General features: G+C 48.3%; 20 protein-coding genes. 3 read left to right on the top strand and 17 right to left on the bottom strand.

Annotated features, from left to right (window positions below; all coding sequences use genetic code 11):
- From WJU16_RS20895 to WJU16_RS26160, 7 genes are all read right to left on the bottom strand, one after another.
- Positions 1–654 carry a DUF3945 domain-containing protein gene (locus tag WJU16_RS20895; protein WP_341835349.1) on the bottom strand — a complete coding sequence of 218 codons (654 nt, stop codon included), beginning with the start codon at positions 652–654 and terminating at the stop codon, positions 1–3.
- Positions 638–1,480, bottom strand: a complete 843-nt coding sequence (locus WJU16_RS20890) for a DUF4099 domain-containing protein (RefSeq protein WP_341835348.1) — start codon at positions 1,478–1,480, stop codon at positions 638–640. The genes WJU16_RS20895 and WJU16_RS20890 overlap by 17 nt, the downstream gene beginning before the upstream one ends.
- Before the next feature lie 99 nt (positions 1,481–1,579).
- Positions 1,580–1,861 (bottom strand): helix-turn-helix domain-containing protein, encoded by a 282-nt coding sequence (locus WJU16_RS20885; protein ID WP_286486251.1) that lies wholly within the window; start codon positions 1,859–1,861, stop codon positions 1,580–1,582.
- Between the two features lie 25 nt (positions 1,862–1,886).
- Positions 1,887–2,240, bottom strand: coding sequence for a helix-turn-helix domain-containing protein (locus WJU16_RS20880; RefSeq protein WP_286486252.1), 354 nt, complete (start codon positions 2,238–2,240; stop codon positions 1,887–1,889).
- A gap of 262 nt (positions 2,241–2,502) precedes the next feature.
- On the bottom strand, positions 2,503–3,348 hold the full coding sequence (locus tag WJU16_RS20875; protein ID WP_341835347.1) for an RteC domain-containing protein: 846 nt from the start codon (positions 3,346–3,348) through the stop codon (positions 2,503–2,505).
- A 1,334-nt stretch (positions 3,349–4,682) separates the two neighbouring features.
- Complete coding sequence (locus WJU16_RS20870; RefSeq protein ID WP_341835346.1) at positions 4,683–5,108, bottom strand: DUF1963 domain-containing protein; 426 nt, start codon at positions 5,106–5,108, stop codon at positions 4,683–4,685.
- Positions 5,045–5,359, bottom strand: coding sequence for a DUF1963 domain-containing protein (locus WJU16_RS26160; RefSeq protein ID WP_404980352.1), 315 nt, complete (start codon positions 5,357–5,359; stop codon positions 5,045–5,047). The genes WJU16_RS20870 and WJU16_RS26160 overlap by 64 nt, the downstream gene beginning before the upstream one ends.
- A 412-nt stretch (positions 5,360–5,771) precedes the next feature.
- Here WJU16_RS26160 and WJU16_RS20865 point away from each other — a divergent pair, with 412 nt between their 5' ends.
- Positions 5,772–7,013, top strand: coding sequence for a cytochrome-c peroxidase (locus tag WJU16_RS20865; RefSeq protein ID WP_341835345.1), 1,242 nt, complete (start codon positions 5,772–5,774; stop codon positions 7,011–7,013).
- Positions 7,014–7,026: 13 nt separating this feature from the next.
- Here WJU16_RS20865 and WJU16_RS20860 read toward each other — a convergent pair whose 3' ends face one another.
- From WJU16_RS20860 to WJU16_RS20835, 7 genes are all read right to left on the bottom strand, one after another.
- Positions 7,027–7,578, bottom strand: coding sequence for a dihydrofolate reductase family protein (locus WJU16_RS20860; RefSeq protein WP_341835344.1), 552 nt, complete (start codon positions 7,576–7,578; stop codon positions 7,027–7,029).
- A 207-nt stretch (positions 7,579–7,785) separates the two neighbouring features.
- The gene (locus WJU16_RS20855) at positions 7,786–8,883 is read right to left on the bottom strand and encodes an acyltransferase (protein ID WP_341835343.1); all 1,098 of its coding nucleotides are present in this window, start codon (positions 8,881–8,883) and stop codon (positions 7,786–7,788) included.
- A gap of 128 nt (positions 8,884–9,011) precedes the next feature.
- Entirely contained in the window at positions 9,012–9,341 is a 330-nt protein-coding gene (locus WJU16_RS26155; RefSeq protein WP_404980351.1) for a lycopene cyclase domain-containing protein, read from the bottom strand.
- On the bottom strand, positions 9,311–9,718 hold the full coding sequence (locus WJU16_RS26150; RefSeq protein ID WP_404980218.1) for a lycopene cyclase domain-containing protein: 408 nt from the start codon (positions 9,716–9,718) through the stop codon (positions 9,311–9,313). The genes WJU16_RS26155 and WJU16_RS26150 overlap by 31 nt, the downstream gene beginning before the upstream one ends.
- Positions 9,719–9,722: 4 nt before the next feature.
- Positions 9,723–10,139 (bottom strand): beta-carotene hydroxylase, encoded by a 417-nt coding sequence (locus WJU16_RS20845; protein ID WP_341835341.1) that lies wholly within the window; start codon positions 10,137–10,139, stop codon positions 9,723–9,725.
- A gap of 37 nt (positions 10,140–10,176) precedes the next feature.
- A complete protein-coding gene (locus tag WJU16_RS20840; RefSeq protein WP_341838682.1) occupies positions 10,177–10,986 on the bottom strand; it encodes a phytoene/squalene synthase family protein in 810 nt (269 codons plus the stop codon).
- Positions 10,987–10,996: 10 nt separating this feature from the next.
- Complete coding sequence (locus tag WJU16_RS20835; RefSeq protein ID WP_341835340.1) at positions 10,997–12,487, bottom strand: phytoene desaturase family protein; 1,491 nt, start codon at positions 12,485–12,487, stop codon at positions 10,997–10,999.
- Between the two features lie 202 nt (positions 12,488–12,689).
- Here WJU16_RS20835 and WJU16_RS20830 point away from each other — a divergent pair, with 202 nt between their 5' ends.
- Complete coding sequence (locus WJU16_RS20830) at positions 12,690–13,508, top strand: hypothetical protein (RefSeq protein ID WP_341835339.1); 819 nt, start codon at positions 12,690–12,692, stop codon at positions 13,506–13,508.
- Between the two features lie 295 nt (positions 13,509–13,803).
- Entirely contained in the window at positions 13,804–14,586 is a 783-nt protein-coding gene (locus WJU16_RS20825) for a hypothetical protein (RefSeq protein WP_341835338.1), read from the top strand.
- Positions 14,587–14,608: 22 nt separating this feature from the next.
- On the opposite strand, the gene WJU16_RS20820 is transcribed toward WJU16_RS20825, so the two are convergent.
- Genes WJU16_RS20820 through WJU16_RS20810 form a run of 3 tightly spaced genes read right to left on the bottom strand, consistent with a single transcriptional unit; the run spans position 14,609 to position 17,688 of the window.
- The gene (locus WJU16_RS20820; RefSeq protein ID WP_341835337.1) at positions 14,609–15,547 is read right to left on the bottom strand and encodes a gliding motility-associated C-terminal domain-containing protein; all 939 of its coding nucleotides are present in this window, start codon (positions 15,545–15,547) and stop codon (positions 14,609–14,611) included.
- A 1-nt stretch (position 15,548) separates the two neighbouring features.
- Entirely contained in the window at positions 15,549–16,424 is an 876-nt protein-coding gene (locus WJU16_RS20815; protein ID WP_341835336.1) for a hypothetical protein, read from the bottom strand.
- Between the two features lie 4 nt (positions 16,425–16,428).
- Positions 16,429–17,688 carry a hypothetical protein gene (locus WJU16_RS20810; protein ID WP_341835335.1) on the bottom strand — a complete coding sequence of 420 codons (1,260 nt, stop codon included), beginning with the start codon at positions 17,686–17,688 and terminating at the stop codon, positions 16,429–16,431.
- Positions 17,689–17,936 lie beyond the last annotated feature (248 nt).

The raw sequence follows: 17,936 nt of genomic DNA, 5'->3' as shown, positions 1-17,936 counted from the left end.
TTAACTCACTTTTCTACTTCTTGATTTTGCAGGGGCTTTGGGCTTATTCTGTTGCTCCTGTTGTTTTTCATTCTTTGGCGTTTGCTGTCCTTTTTGCAAAGGCTCTTTAAGGTTTTTGGTCGCTTCATTCGTTTTGCCCTCTGAATTGACCGCAGTCTGTGTTTTGTGTTCTTCAACAGGCTTAACACGTTCTTTGTACTGGTTTGGAAACTCGAAATTGGTTTTTCCATTTTCCTTGTTAAAAGTGATATAGCCCTGATATGGCTGGTCTTTTTTGTCTTTCAGTTCAACATAGACGGTTTGCCCATCTTTGAACTTGTTGTATTGCTCATCAGTCAAATCTTTTCCTCTGAAAGTTCTTGGAGCTTCCTGCGTTTGGTTTTGGCTCTGTTGATTACTTTGTTGCTTATTTTGAGATTGTTGATTGTTGTTGCTTCTGTCAAACAGAAACTCCACATAATTCTTGTCCGCATTATATTGAACATTTGCATTAAAGGAAGCTCCTTTTGTTGAGGTCATTCCCTCTAAATAAAGAGGTTTTCCTTCTGTTAAGGTTTGCTTTTGCTCGTCATTAAGTTGCACTCCCTTAATCCCATTGGGGATTTTAATCAGAGATGTTCGTAAAGCAATAAGCTCATTAGTAAGCTTGTCCACACTGATGATAGACGGTATGATTTCTCCTGTTCTTGGATTTTTCAAATCCACGACACGACCCATGTTTCCCGTTTCGAGCAGGTTTTTTGGCTTCGTCCGTAAAACTATGCCCAAAAAATTCCCTGTGTAATTCAGGTGCTTTACGGACACCGTGTACAAATACAACGGGTTTTCCTTCTTGGTCGGCTTGTAAAGCCAGACGGGCATCTGTGCGAACTGCCACACCTCCGAAATTGATGCTTACATTCAGAAGTTCATTAGTCTTGTAGCCTTTCAGAAGTGGTTCAAGTAGGTTTCTTTTTTCAAGATACTCCTTGCTTACTCCGAGGTTTTTCATAGTTTCCCAATCTACCTGTTCAGGCTGGAAGCGATACTCACTTTTTGCTTGTGTTGTTTGTGTTGTTGCCATATCATTTTTATTTTCTTGCTTTTGTTCAGTTTCATTTTTTACTTCGTGTTTTTGCATTTCCTTTTCGCCCTTCGGTGTAGGACTATCGACCTGTTTCTGAAATTCTTTTGCTTTTTCTACGGCTTCGTCAGCCGAAACTTTGAAAAGAGCGAATTTGGTAGGGTCTTTCAATTGTCTCCAAAAATTGGAAAGGAAATTGGTAACAAAATCGCCGTGTTTGTCCACACGCATAAAATCGGATTGGTTCTTTTTGGTAGGATCAACTGTTTCCATTTTTCCGTTTTCGTCAATGCTCTTTACGGCTTGGATTTTCATTTTTTCCTTATCCAGCACTAACAGAACGTCCGATAGTTGATCAGGGGCTTCCTGTTTAACTTGTTCGGGTGCTTCTTTTTGATTTAAAGTTTCTTCACTCATAATCTAAAATTTTAAAGTTTTAATGCCGAAAGTAAAGGAAGCTGTTAGTGTATTTTGCGAAGTGGCATTCAAAGGCAGTGTTTGGCATGCATTGGCTTTTTACTTATTAAAACTATCTCTGATAAACTGATGAACATCGGATAGTTTGTAATACAATTTTCCGCTTATCGTGTAGTACGGGAGCTTGCCAATGGAACGGTAGCGTTGCAAGGAACGGTTACTTATTTTCAGCATTTGCAATAAATCCTGATTGTCGAGCAGTTCCTCGCCGTCTATGCTGTTGCGTTTTTTCTGTAAGTCGTCGATATGATTGCTCAACATATCCAGTCTATCCATTATCCGCTCCATCCACGACAAAAATTCCATTCTATCAATATTCATAGCTTCTACTTTTAAGGGTTCATACCTATTTCTTATCTGATTTCAGCTTTCTGCCTTTTTCGATATAGCTTTTGCCCTTTGCGATAAGCTCCGCTACATATTCATCACTACTTTGTACGGCATTGGCATTAAGCACATCCTTGATTGCCCCAATCGTATAGAAATACTGCCCGTAGATTTTGGAGTAGGTTATTTCGCCTTTAGTACGCATACGCCACAACGTTTTTTCGCTGATATGCAGGTACTGGCAGACCTCGTGATTGTTGAGCCACAAATCATCATAGCTTGTGTCGTCCAATCTTTTCAGATAATCCGCAATAGCGTTGATACGGCTATTGAGCTGTTTCCACGCTTCTTCTTCAATGGTTATGATTTTCATTGCATTGCTTTTAATGTTCACAATGCAAAATTGCTAAGGGTGGCAGTGTTTGTCTGCCAAGCCTCGCCAATTGGTTTGGCGGTTTTTTGAAAATTTTTGCAATCAGGGAAAACCCTTGATTTATAAGTGTTAGACGGGATTTGGAATATTTAAAGGGTTTAATTTGCTACCATTTGCCAATTGGTGCGTATTGGCAAATGGTGCAAACACAAAGGCAGTACACTTTTGATGTACCGCCTTTAAACAAAAGACCAATATTAAATTACAGGTCTTTATCCATATAATCCTCTAATGAACTTTTGAGTTGGTCTAAAAATGCCGTTCTGGAACCGCTTCGGGTTTTCATTCTATGGAAAGCGTGATGCAGGTCGCCCAGCGTAATGCCGAAAAGTATTTGAAACATCATACTGATTTTTCGGACACCGATTTTACCGTGAGAAATCGCTGTAGCTGCATATAATGCGTAAGTCAATTCGATAAGTGCATTTTTGCTTTCCGTCCAAAAAATATCTTTGGAACTTTCCGGCTTTTGTAAAATCGCATCGGGATTTTCATCAGGATTGATTTTTGTCATAAGATAAGAGTACAGTAATTCATTAGCGATAATCCTTGCTGTTTTATAATCGTAGAACGTGGAAAATTCAGGGTCTATTTCAAAGACGATGCTGTTTAGCCCATCGTGGTAGTTTATATTTCCCCGTTTAAAATAGGTTTCGTCACGGTCTGTCCGACCCGAACGGTAATATCTGTAAAAATCAGAATTGCAGATATGCTCAACATAATCTCTTTTGAGGTTGGCTAATTGGTTAGAGAAATAGCTGTAATACATTTTTCCGTTGCTGACAGGACAAGTAGTTTCAATCCGGTAAACCTTGTTGTAGTAAATTAGTTTACCAAGGATTTGCGGTTTAATGGTTCGGAAGAATTTTATTTCTTCCTCATCATTTTTAAAACCCCGTTCAACAATCTGTTTCTTGACTTCAAATAACAGGTCTTGCAGATACAAGGTCATTTCATACGCCTCATCAATCACTCTTTTGCTTTGCGATGAAATTTTATCTTCCTTATTATGTATTTCTAAAATAATGGTGTGTAAAGAATGTTTCATAGCTTATAATTTTTGTGATTACTAAAAGATGTCAAAATCAGTTTCCACCTAATTAACACACAAAAATTGTTATAATAAGCGATACTTTTTCCCACGTTCAACCCACCTGTGGTAAGATTTTTTTTCGGTAGTTGGGGGTAACTGTGGAAGTAAATTCCCAAAAATTTAGTATGGAACCTAAGTATTAAGGCACAAAAAAATAAGACGGAAATCAATATAACCGTCTTATTTTTTTTATATTTGCTACTGATTTACAAGGTAATCAAATGAAAGTGAGTGCAACAAGCACCATAACTAAATCGTTACCGATACGGTTTTCAATTCTTGTAAACTACTCTTTTTGAAATACTTTCAACCTTATTAATCTTTTTTACAAAAAAAATAAAATATTCCAGGAGGCAAGGCAATTCCTAAAAAGACCCAAATATTTATAAAGTTAAACTCACTTACTTTGACTTCATACAATAATTTATATTCTGTCCTATAATATATTCGTTGAATGTTTTTAAAATACGAACTCAGCCTTAACTTGAAGGAAATAAGTTGAGACATCCATTTGGCATAGTTTCTATTTTCAGTTTCTTCCGTCATTGGCAGGGATTAAAAAATAAATATTTATAATGACACGAATTTACATAATTATTATCTCAGTTAGACTTCAGGGGGTAGACTATAAACACATCAACAATAACATTCCGACTTGAAGAAGTATAAGTAACCGAAAAGGGAGCTCGACCATAAACGCCAAACAAATAAAAATTTTTATTCTTTATCATGTTTTAACATAAATACCGCCAGATTGTCATAACTGACTTTACAGCGCGGAAAGGTCCACTGCTTTTATATTATCATTTATAGCTAAAAGTATATTGCCAAACTTAATAAAAGAGTTCAAAAAATTACTCGCTTCCGGTACTGATTACCAATCAGATATAAAGGCTTCCGTAAGGACGCCTTTGTTATTTACAGAGATTTGCAAGCAAATTATTCGCCCCAACAACAAAATAACTTACCGGAAAACTGAATCAACGGCAGACAGATAAACCTGAGATTCAATGTACTTAAAAGCACGCCGCATGAAAACACTTTTCGCAATGCCGTAGCTTCCGGAAATGATTCAATCCATGGAGCGCGCAAATATTGAAATGTATATGGGTTCGCGTTACCTTATTTCTCCGATATACGGAACAAGGCGATAGATTCCTTACTTCTTTTTTGAAAAAAATGTAAGCAGCAATCATCCCAATGGCAACATACAGTTTGGTCCGGCAGGAAAAACAAGACAAACACTTCGCTGAAAAAATCACTTAAACCGCCTGCTTAACACAGCGCTATCAGGTGCCTGAATAACTCAACCACACATTACCGAAATCGCGTGCTGCTAATTCCGCCGCAGTTATCCAAAAATGGATATGACCTTCACCGAATTCATATTGAAACAGAAGCAGGTCCGCTTCCGCTTCCAATTGCCTGTCACCGATGATTTCATTTTCTCCCTGCCAGTAACCAGGCTGTCCAAAAAGGTTATCGCCAATGGCATGCGGGGTAAGCGGAGCATCTAATATGCGGGAAACCTCTTTCTTTAATGCTTCCGGAAGATGTTCCAGGACATCATCGATACAGAAAGCCGCCTGCTTCCGGAATGTTGCCTGGTAACGCCTGTCACGGTATTCATCCAGAAAATACGAAAGATCCCCTATACCGCTTTCCGGATATGGCCGGAGGATGAGTTCTCCCAGGGCTCCGGTGTAGTGGAACACAGTTCCGATGGAAGTATTGGGGTTGAAAAAAAGTACAACATGCCTGCTGCCGGAAGCCGTTGCAGAATATCCTGCGGCGCCAGTTCCGCCAGGTTGAATTGTGCGAGAAACAATGCGCCGACAGGCCAGATGAAATCCGGTGGCAGGTGAGGAAGCCCCTTGATTTTAGAAGTACCCGGCAGCAGACCATTGTCATCGACTGCATATGTTTCCGATACGGTAATGAAGCTATGCAGGCTCGCGGCGAGCACCTCCCCGGTAAGCCGGTGGAACGGCCGCGATGCTTCACCGTCGTAGTACCAGCCTCGCGCTTTGTTATCTGCATAATGTCCCTCATTTTCCTTTCCAAATGCAGTAACAGAGGTGGGCAATGTAAAGGAGGAAACGTAATTTCTCGCTGCTTGCAACGGAGTTACAGGGCTAAGTTTTGGGATCACGGATGATAATTTTGGTCCGCAAAATAATTATACCGCAGTTACGGGAAGATACCCCATCGCATGGCCCGTATTTTTCACCGCATGAACCGTCAGATTAGCAGGATGATGCCCGGTAAGCCTTCAACCACATTTCCGCGTTGGCAAATCCACTAAAAACAACCACAGAAAATAAAAGATAATTCTCTCGTTATTTATTATCTTGACAGGGAAATTGATAAGCAAACCTATGCGCCAGGGCATCCCTCACGCCATACTACTCCTGTTGGCCGGTGTTTTCACCGTTCATGCCTGTCATTCCCCCGACAAGCCCGCCGGGCAAACGGCTATTGCCAGGGAGAAAGAATTGCCGCTGGGTACGACCGACGCATTGCCGCTCACCTATCTTTCGCCCGCCGATAATCCTACCACACCTGAAAAAGTGGAACTGGGGCGCCTGCTGTTTTATGATCCGGTATTATCTGGCGGGAAAGACGTGGCCTGCGCGACCTGTCACCACCCCGATTTCGGGTATGCGGAAAGCATCGACCTGTCGATCGGTGTAAACGGGACTGGCCTGGGCGAAAAGCGGCGCTTCAACAAAGACAACAACATCCCTTTTACGAAAAGAAATTCGCAATCGCTGCTCAATACTGCCTACAACGGCATCGGTCCAAACGGGCGATATACGCCCGAAGAAGCCCCTATGTTCTGGGACCTCCGCGCCAAAGGGCTCGAAGCGCAAGCCGCCATGCCGGTTAAAACGTTCGAGGAAATGCGCGGGCATGATTTCAGCGAAGACCATATCACAACGGAAGTAGTAAAACGCGTGAACGCCATCGCCGGATACAGGCGGCTATTCAAATCGGCGTTCCCGGAAAGCAATGCCGTCACCATCACGGAAATTACCAAAGCCCTCGGCGCCTTCCAGCGATCACTTACCGCGGCAAACTCCCGGTTCGACCAGTTCATGCGCGGCGACCGCTCCGCCCTTTCCGAAAGGGAGCAGGAAGGCATGAAACTATTTATCCAATCCGGATGCGCGCGATGCCATAGCGGACCCATGCTCTCTGATTTCAAACCGCATGTGCTGGGAACGCCCGACAATGAAAAACTCCCGGTATCCGATTCCGGCATACTCGGAACATACGGCTTCCGCACCCCTACCCTGCGGAACCTGCGATTCACCAGGCCCTACATGCACAGCGGCAAATTCCAGACCCTCAACGAAGTGCTGTTCTTTTACGAAGACCTTCATGGCAAACCGCTCCGCAACCAGCATGTGGACCGTTCGCAGCTCGATCCCCTCGCGGCGGCGGTGCGCGTGGAGTTTAAAGACATTAATACCATTGTGGAATTCCTCAATACACTTAACGATCCGGATTACGATAAAAAGATTCCCGCCTCCGTTCCAAGCGGCCTACCGGTAGGCGGATTTATCGGAGCCGATGCTGCAAGACCTCATCCGGCGCATCATGCAGCTCAAAAATGAATAAATAAACGGGTTATTGCTTCGTATAATGCAATGCCATCGCTCCGGATTCCAGCGGCTTGAACGCTACCAGTTTAAGGTTCAGTTGTTCAGGAAGGAATGTCCCGTCCATCAGGCGCCGGCCTTCTCCGGCAATATAAGGTTGCACCACAAAATGGAATTCATCCACCAGGCCCAGGGCTATCAGTTGGCACGGAAGGTCCACCCCGCCGATGGAAATATCTTTCCCCGGCTGTTGCTTCAGCCTGGCGATTTCCCCTGCGAGATCCTCCCGGACAATGCGGGTATTGGCGCCTGCCTGCTGCAACGTTTTTGAAAAAACTACTTTATCGATCGCATCAAATGCAAGGGCGAACGCATTTACCGTCGGGGAGCCCGACTGGCTTTTAGCGACATCCGGCCAAAAGGGAACCATCAATTCGTAAGTCTTGCGTCCGTAAACGATCAGGTCCACATCTTTATACAGGTCCGTGAAATACACATGAATATCCGGAGTGCCGTTTCCTTTGGTATGATCGCAACAACCGTCTGCGGTGAGATTGATGCCGTAAACTACTTTTCTCATGGGGAGGATGGATTGATGATTCATCACTAATTTACGATTTTTGCACCCAAGCCTCATGGAGTATATCTATACAATACCATCAAACAATTTCCCACCCAAATCCCTTACCCATGTGAGCGAATAAAATCTATGCGATTATTTTTGGCTTGATAAGTCTGGCCCCCCTGCAAGAGACCTTCCGTTTGCCAAAAACAGTTGCGTTAGCTACTACGCCTTCCCTGCCCTGGCATTCCGTTTATCCGTCAGGTACTTCCTGACAGGAATATCGTATAGCTTCATCACCAGGTACGCCACGCCCACCAATGCAATCACGCCTACAATGATCACCGCAGTGAGTTCCGCGCCGCCGGGCTTTTGATTCGTGTAATAATTCCCGAACATCCAGAGAAATGCGTAATGCGTCATGTACAAGGGATAGGAAATATTACCGGAAAAAACGCATAGCGGACGTAAGGAAGGCTTCAGTGCAGCCCCCGCTCCCAGGGCCACCAGCAAGGGAAAATACAGCAATACGACCAGGGATTCGGTCAGCCAGTTCCAGGCAGTAAACGGCATGAGGAAGGCCAGTGACAACAGCACCGCCAGCCCCGGAAAACCCAGGTTGTTTTTGATGATCCACCTGGAACGGTAGATCAGCATGCCTGCCAGGAAAGAATACGCGACGCGCGCACCACCGTCCCAGAAAGTAGGCCCGCTCCAGCCGCCCAGCAAATTACCGGACCGGCACGCCACGAAAACGATCCCCACAGCCGCCATCAGCGTCAATACCGCGATGTATACCCTCCTGAGCCGGTGCAGCAACAGGGCGTAGGCGATATTGGCCACATATTCCCAAAACAACGACCACGAAGGCGCATTCAACCCAAAAAGATTGAACCCGCGGTCTTCCATCACCGGAAATGGCGCCAGCACTAACGAACAAAAAAAGATCAGGGCGATCTTGCCCGCACTATACGATTCCGGAACGATAGCGAAAGGATCCCATAAGAACGCCAGCAAGCCCATCACCGAACCCGCCACCACCAAAGGATGCAAGCGAATAATGCGGGATTTGAAAAACGCCGGGACGCCCATTTTCCCCAAACGGTCGTCGTAGGCGTATGCAATCACGAACCCGGATAAGCAGAAGAAAAAATCTACCGCCAGAAACCCATGCGCAATAAAATTTCGGGTGAAATCCGTATACACCCATTCCATGAAATGAAATATCACTACCGCCAATGCGGCCACGCCCCTTAATCCGTCGAGGATATCGAAATGTTGTTTGGATGAGCGTATCGCCGAAGCGGTCTTGTTCGCGTTCATGTAGCACCCGGAATTTTTGTTCGCCAGATTGACAATGCCGGCTGATTGCAGGCCGTTTTCAATAATTTCCCCTGTCCAATGACTGCATTGTATTCCCCGGGGTTAAAAGTAATAAAAATATAAGGCTTTCATCCGGCGACGCTCCCGGATTCCCGCTTCGCGAACTTCTCAAAAAAATATACGTTCAGTAAAAACTGTGTAAATCCATAAACAAAATCCTCGACGGGGATGGTCAGCACCCTCAGATTCAACAGATCCGTCGGATTGTAATTGACGACGGGTGCGGCCAGTCCCGTCCCCGTCAATACACCATTGACGGCAAAGAAACCTGGCATCAGCAATAGGTACACGAAAAACGCCTGACCAATCCGTGGCCACCTGGCGCCAAAATGCAGGTACAGCAACGTTGCAGTTGTAGTCAAAGCCGTTACAAGCGTGTATACCCGGCCGTGCTCCAATAACGCCGCCAAAGCACATACTGTTGTGAAAACAAATACAACCAGGTTGTTGACGGCAGTCGCCCAGGAAAAATCGAAAAATTTATCCAGGCAATAATAAGTGAATACGCAGGCAAACGGAATACAAAGAAAAAAAGCCACTCTTCCAGCGGCAGGCCCGCAATTCGGATTCCTGTCAGGTACCTGTCCCGGAACCACCACACCCCCATTTCGGTGAACCATACATCCCAGCAAATAAAAGGCACCGAAACCAGCATAGCCGCCTTCAGCCAAGCGCCAAAGTGCTCGTTAAAGCGTATTCTCCGGTCAAACGAAAAAATAAAACAGATGATAACCGCCAGGAAATTAATGAGCAGATATGTGCATTGTAAAGGCATAGATTCAATGCTTGTTGAAGTACATCAGGAAATACTTCCATGGCACCCACAGAAATCCGAAACACTCCCCTTCTTCCTTACCCGTATGCTTGTGATGCTGCTTATGCGCCCTGCGGATCGCACGGAAATAAGGATTTTTCGTGTCACGCATCCAGCGGATGCGCTGGTGAATGAAGATATCGTGCACGAAAAAATAAGCCATCCCGTACAGGAAAATTCCCAGACCGATAAAAAACAATGCGCTGAACGATTGTTTCACACCAAAATACAGCAACGTAATGGTGGGTAATGCGAAAATGATAAAAAAAAGGTCGTTCCGTTCCAACTGTCCTTCATTCGAATGGTCATGGTGATCGCGGTGCAACGTCCAGAGAAAACCGTGCATCACATACTTATGGATGGCCCAGGTGGCCCCTTCCATTAATATAAATGTAAATATAACTATCGCCGCGTTCATCCTATAAGACTGCTATTTTATATTGGAGATAACTGCTCATCATCAACGATAGCTTACGACCGTTGGGTATGCGTACCCTTTCCTCCAGGATGCGCTGGGCAGGTGTTTGCCGGATTTTATCGAACAACGAAAGATAATACTTGTAAGCAAGATATACACCAAACCTGGACGACACGGGCAGTTTGCGAATACCGATTAACGCCTCCGCAAAATCAGCCGCAATTTCCTTTTCTATGCTGATCTTAGCCGTGTTGTCAAACATCCGCAGGTCCACACCAGGGAAGTAAGTGCGTCCGAGAATCCTGTAATCATCTTTCAGGTCGCGCAGGAAGTTGACTTTCTGGAATGCAGCGCCCAACTTCATGGCATACGGCTTCAACTTCTCGTAAGCGCTTGCATCGCCCTCTACGAATACTTGCAGGCACATCAACCCCACCACTTCTGCCGATCCCAGAATGTATTCCTGGTATTTGTCGTCATCGTAGTCAATTGGGGCGAGGTCCATCCGCATACTGTCGAGGAACCGGCTGATCAGTTGCCGGTGGATACCGTAGCGATTGACGGTCTCCTGGAAAGATTGCAGGATCGGGTTTAGCGAAATCCCCTCATCCAGCGCCTGCCAAGTCTGCTCCGTAAGCCGTTCCAGCAACCGGCGTTTGTCGTGCATATGGAAACTGTCTACAATTTCATCCGCCAATCTGACATATCCATATATCGCATAAATAGCAGGGCGTATCGCTGGCGCCAATGCAAGTATTCCGATCGAAAAACTTGTGCTGTATTTCCTTGTAATTGCCTTGCTCACCTGCATTGACAGTTCCTCAAATAGCACTTTCATAACACCTGGATTTTATTTGATTGATTTCATTGGCAGCTATTTTCCCCGATATGACCGAAGGAGGAACACCGGGACCGGGAACCGTGAGTTGCCCGGTATAGAACAGATTGCACAACTTCCTGTTGCGGATAGCAGGTTTGCGTACCGCGGTTTGGGAAAGCGTATTGGCCAGCCCGTAAGCATTGCCCTGGAAAGCGTTGTAATCCGCCACGAAATCACGCACACAATAACTCCGCCTGTAATCGATCTTGTCGTACAATCCCGTTATACCGGTATGTTTCTCCAGCCGGGCAAGCATTTGTGCAAGATATCGTTCCCGCAATGGCTCCTCATCGTTGAGCCCTGGCGCCAGCGGCATTAGCAGGAATAAATTTTCATGACCAGGAGGAGCTACCGATGGATCTGTTTGGGAGGGACAGCAGGCGTAGAACAGCGGCTCCCGCGGCCAACGTTTTTCTTTGTAAATATCAGCGATATGCCCGTCGAGCGCGTGCTCGAAAAACAAATTGTGGTGGCGTAGCCCGGGCAATTTCTCGCGAAAGCCAAGGTAATAAATGAGCGACGAAGGTGCGAAAGTACGGGTGTGCCAATATGCATCGTCGTAATTCCTGTAAGCTGCGTCGAGTAATGTTTCGGTATGGTGATAGTCGGATGACGCGATAACGGCGTCGAAAGTATGCCTTTCACCGTTGACGACAAGCCCGTTCACGCTTTCATTTTCCACAATAATACGCTCCACCGGACTGTTGAAATAAAACCTGGCGCCTTCGCGCCTGGCGACTGCCTGCATGGCCGTCACTAATTGATAAAAGCCTCCCATCGGGTACCAGGTCCCCAAGACCAACCCACCGTAATTCATCAGGCTGTACAGGGCTGGAATTTCTGCTGGCGGAGCGCCCAAAAATATTACGGGAAATTCCATCAATGCCGCCAACCGGGGATTTTTAAAGAATTTGCTCACATACTTGCGGAAGCCGGTGAATAGATCCAGTTTCAACGAGGACAGTGCAATTTTAGGGGAAACGAACTCCCACCAGGAATGGCAGGGCTTCTGCACAAATTCCCCCATCCCCACCTCATATTTGTTACGGGCGGATTTCATGAATGCGTCGAGCCTGCGGCCGGCACCCGATTCTGTGTTCTCGAAGAGCGATCGCAACTCGCCGTATTCCTTCGGAACAGACAATTGACCGTCTGCGAAGATCATTGCGAATTGGGGATCCAGCGGCACGAGTTCATAAAAATCAGCAACACTGCAGTCGAAATCGCGGAAAAACGCTTCAATAATATCGGGCATCCAATACCAACTCGGCCCCATATCGAAGGTATACCCGGCTGCTTCGAACTGCCTGGCTCTGCCGCCGGGCTCGCCATTTTTCTCAAAAACATGCACCTCATGCCCCGCCTTCGCCGCATATGCCGCTGCCGATAATCCAGAAATTCCAGCGCCTATGATCGCAATTTTGCTTTGCATTACTAGTTCAGTTGAAGTTCAAAAAATCAATGTATCAGGGTAACCGGCAAACGTCCACAGATTATTTAGTACAATATTACACTTATAATTCAATATTTAGTACAATTATATACTTATATTTTTTAGAATCTGGCGCTATTCCCCGGTTAATGGTCATTTGCCGCCTTTTTCTCTGTACCTTGCCCGGTTATTATCCGCTTATATGACCGGCACACTATACCAGATCGTTACTTTGGCCGCATTCGGCAACGCTTTCCTGAAAAGCAGGATCCGCAATCCGGACTTGTCCGCCAACCTTTCTTTCCAATATTGCAACCGCGTCACCTTCAAAATCCTGGAAGCCCCTATCCTGTTCATGAGCAAGAGAGAAAAAGTGGTGGCCGCCAACCCCGGCGACTGGTACCGGTTCCTCCAGGACGGCGGTTGCCAGAAGTTGCGGTTGCATTACAGCCCGTCCAAAGAGCAACTCCCCATGAAGGATTACAAGACAGCGGGGTTCATCGGCGGTGGCGGCACCTGGATTATAGAAGCCGTGTACCTCAACTATTCCGAAGCCTGGACCGGTAAATGGGAAGTGACGCAAGAAGATCATCCCAACAAGAAGGCCTGGTCGGTCAGCTATATGCGCATCCCCAACCAGTTCAAAACGCAGGATTTGCAAATACCGCAGCAGCAGGCGAAAGACGCGCTGGAAGAAGCGCTCTTCAACATCGAAACTTTCGCGTTCGAAAAAAACGAGGAAGGTTTTGGAAAAATATTCCGCAAAGCCCGGCTCACCCTTTCGTCAGACACGCCGGAGCAGGCTTACTACAACCAGCACCTGATCCCGAACGATTACTTCTCCCTCACGGCCCGCCAGCTCCTGTATGCCGCCGGCAGCGCCTGGGTTTTCGGGGGCATGGGCTCCTGGAACGACCTGGGATTTGATACGGAAGCAGCCAATGAAACCTACGAAGCGCTGACGGAAAGATTGTACCATTCCGTTAACCAGGCAGTGTTGTGCGCGGTGAATTCGTATTAATCCGGAAGAAGAAGCATCCGTTTCGTTGACGCCCGCATCTTTCGATATACTATCTCCAATGCAGGGCAGCCGCTTGCTTACCCGGTAGAAAACAAGGGGTGCTGGTAGCCTAAAAAGTGATATATCCTGCCTTTGTCCTGCCTTTGTCCTGCCTTTGCCCTGCCTATACCATGCCTTTATCCTGCCCTTTATAAAGGGCAGGATATATACAGGATATACGCTTGTTAAAGTCCTGGCAAACTCCAACAAAATCTATATTTGGGTTGTTATATCTCCGAGTTAAACCTGCTTAAATATGGGAGTTATATTAACACCGCTGGAAATGACCGGCAAGATCGGGGAGTTTACGGCCTATAAGCGCAAAGGTTCCGACAAGATCATCTTCAGGAGGCGCACCGGCCCTTCGAAAAAAGATATCTTGCAGGCGCCGCGATTCGAAGGTACGCGCATGCACCTCTCCGACTTCGGCGCATGCAATAAGCTCACGGCCGGCATTCGCCGGGCATTAGCCCGCATTAAACACCTCGGAGATCCGAATTTCACGGGAGCGCTGAACAAAGCGGCCAAAAACATCCAGGAGATGAATACCGAGGACTGCCGCGGCCAGCGGCGTATTTTATTGTCCCGCCACCGGCATATGCTCTCGGGCTTCCAACTCAACAGCAACTATCCGTTCGACGGCCTCCTGCGCCATCCCCTCTCCGTGCATACGGATCGCACGCAGGCTTCCGCTACCGTCGTCATCCCCCACATCCAGCCCGGCATCGCCCTGGCCTTGCCCTGGCAAGCCCCTTTCTACCGCATGATCATTACCCTGGGCATCGTGGGTGATATCCAGTACCATCAAAACGGTTTCCATCCCTCCGTTACCACCTATCCCCACAGCATCGCAACAGAATGGCGGTTCCAGGCGGCGGAATCGGAGAAGACGGAACTTTTCCTGCAATTGCAGGAACCCCTGCCAGACGATGCTTCGCTGGTACTGGGCATCGGTATAGAAATGGGAAAACCCGACCGCCACGGTGTTATCGGGACGGCCAGGTATACAGGTTCCGCAAAAATATTGGAGGTGTTTTAATGTAATCACCGGCCCCAATCTTCTACCGCAGCACGATCACATGCCCCTTCAACAGCTGCCATTCGCCGGCGGCATCGCGTATGCGCAAAACGTATACGTAGGTCCCGGCTTCCTGCCCCTGCGCATCCCAGCGTTGCTGGTAATTCTTCTGCTGAAAAACGACGGTCCCCCACCGGTTGAAAATCGCCAGCTCATTTTCGGGATACCGCTCCAACCCAATGATGCGGAAACGGTCGTTCCGCCCGTCCGCATTCGCTGTGAAAGCATTGGGAATGAATAACGGCATCACCTGTAATACGTGTGTAGCGCGGTTGTTGGCGGGTATGCTGTCGGGTTGTGCGGCGGCGACCGTCGCGGTATTTTCGATGGTCCCGGTTTTGGCGGCTTTCGCCAGGATGGTGAGCGTGGCGCTTTCGCGGGCTTGCAGCAGGGGGATTTTCCACGTCACGGTATGATTGCCGCCGTAGGAAGCGGTTCCTTTTCCGGGTGGTTGCAAGCGGTCGAATGCAAGCGATGCGGGCATGGCGTCGTTGACGACGATCCCCGTAGCCGCGGCAGGGCCATTATTGGTAACGGTCAGCAGGTATGAAATGTTTTGCCCGCCCGGCAATTGCTGGGCATTGGCGGTTTTCGCGACGGCCAGATCGATTTTCTGCGGCCCGTCGTCCGGCGGGCCGGTGAGGATAACGGGGTCTGATAGATCGGAGGCACAGACATCCGGCCCTGTGTAAGCTATTACGGTATAGGCGCCGGGGTCCCCGGTTTGCAGCACGTTTCCGATGGCGCCAGGAATGGCGGCGCCGTTGCGGTACCATTGGTATCGCGTAGCGCCGGTAGCGGCGGCCGTAAGCCTGGCGGGCCGGCCAGGCTCAAGCGGCCTGACCGGTGGATTGGATTGCGCCATGGCGACGGCTGCGCTCCCGGTAAGGAAGGCCGTCAATATGCGGGTTTTACCCAACATATTATTCGATGGTGATCGTCGGTCTGCCGGCTTTCTTATACACTTTGACGGTAGCGTCCACCGTGCTGCCGTTGTATTTGGCAACGGCCAAAACTGGATTGCAGGCGCCTTTCGCCGGGACGATCGCGTATTTCACTTCGAGCTCCAGCGTGTAGCTTTCAGCGGCAGCGGGCAATGTTGCATCGGCGATCGTGTAGTTCTCCGTGTTGGCAACAACACTGCGGGCGCCGGAGCCGGTTATTACTTTGGTCCAGGCGATTTGCAGTTCAAAATCATCTATTTCCAAAGGTGGCAGCTGTGTATGCTGGATCATACGCGGGGTGCCGTCAAACGAAATATTGCCGGAGAAAATGAAGGCATTGGGTGCTGCGGGAGCGCCGGTTTCGGAGCAATAGCTGATACCTTCTGCTTCGGTTTTATTGGCGCGGGGATCCACTTTCAGTTTTGGCAAAACATACACGGTGAAGTAAGTAGGATCTGGTTCGCAACCTGCATTGCCGGTAACAGCCGTTACGCGGTATATATGCCAGCCGGGTGTGGCGTTGGCGGAGGTGATGGTGGTTTTGTTCGGGTCGGCACCGGGGGGCAACGTTGTGTAGGTAGTGCCATCTTCATTCATTTCCTGCCAGGTATAACTGGTATACGGCAGGTTGTTTTCCGGATCAGTGGTGGAAGAAACGAGGGTGAAGCCCGTGCCTTCCGCGCAGAAAACGGTGGTGCCGTTGTCGGTGGAAGTTCCCTCCAGGTAGTTGCCGCTATTCTTATACAAGTCTGCGGGCGTGGAGATTTTGGTTTGCGCAAATGCGTCTGCGGCTGTCAGGCAGCAAGCTGCGATCAGCAGGCATACGAATGTGATCGTGCGGAATAGTGTGTTCATATATTCAGGGATTATTTTGAATGGTGACGGCCGGCGGACCGGCTTTGGGAATAACGTTGACGGATACCTGCGCATGGGCTTCCCGGTTCGTGCAGCCGGTTCTTTGTGCTTCCACGTTAAAAGTATGGAGGCCCGCGGTAGTGATGGACGGGGAAACAGTGGTGCCGGTACCGATGAGCGTGGTTCCGTTGTACCAGCGGTATAAGGCGCAGCCCTCAGCGGGAGCCACCGACAACGAGATGCCCGCTGCCTGGGTGATGCATACCGGATCGGGACCAGGCGCACCGTTGAGCGCAAACGAAGTAACGGGCAGCTTCGCCAGCCGGGATACTTCGTAGAGTTTGAGGTTGAGTAGCAAACCCGCCACCGCGGTCAGTTTGATTTCCACACGGTCGAACGATCCGGATACAGGTGCGGTGAGGATGGCGATGGTGCTTCCCGGCGCGAGGAGGCGGAGTTGGAGGCCGGTGGCCGCATTCGTGATGGCGGGCGGAACGGGGACATCGCCGAGGTGTGGCTGGATGCTGAAGCCCCCCAGCAGGAGGAGATCCAGCAAATTGCCCTCGGGCCATTCCAACACCACACGAACGGAATCTCCAGGCATAGCCGGCGTGTTGAAGATGACGGTTTCGAAGATGCTGCCGATGTTGAGGGTGAGTTTCATTTCGGCGAAAGTAGCAAGGTCGTTGTCGGCCGCCCTTTCCGGATGAGCGACTTCTCCCAGTCCCAGGGCGTTGAGGCCCGGGAGCACGCCGCTTAAGACATCCGCCACGCCTTCGCATGCGATGGGAAGTGTGGTTTCTTTCAGGATGTAAGCGGCATACACCTGCATGCTGAAAGCCAATCCGACCCCATTTACAGTTATAACGATGCCGTCAAAATCCTGATTCGGAGCGAGTGATAGTTCCAGTATGGCCGTCCCGTTTGCCAGGCCCAGCAACTGTGGATTTTCCAGCTTCTGCTCTGCGATTACCGGTTTACCAGGACTATTCACATACCCCTGTATGGTGAAATTGGGTAATAGGGCTAATACTCCGTTTAGCGTGGATACCTTCACATACACGCGTGTTCCTCCTGGAATCTTCTCCCCGAAATCCAACCATTGTTTAGCTGTGCCGGACAGCAAGGTAATTTTAAGTGTGGAAGCATTCGTGAGATCGCCGCCTACTGCATCGTCTTCCTGGGTTACAAGCCCCACATGGCTTTCGGAAACAGCATAATGCCGGACGTAACGCGGGCAGGATGAGGGAGATTGTGCCAGCACTGCTGCCGGTATAACAAAACCCGGCAGCAGCACCAAGCACAGCAATCGGAATATGGAAATATAGGACAGACGAGGCCTCATAGGCGGGATACGGCTATGCGGGGGTTAAAGGCCCGCTAAACGAAATAACCGATAATATGGCCTATGGGAAAGCGCGGCAGGAGAATGAACAAAAATGGATAAGCTGTTCAGAAAATGAACAGAATGAACAAGCTGTAATAGATGCTGGATGCATCGTTTATGCATGC

The organism is Chitinophaga pollutisoli, from assembly GCF_038396755.1.
GTDB lineage: Bacteria > Bacteroidota > Bacteroidia > Chitinophagales > Chitinophagaceae > Chitinophaga > Chitinophaga pollutisoli.
The sequence above is the reverse complement of the archived record's forward strand: the minus strand, read 5'-3'. Positions and strand labels throughout refer to the sequence as shown.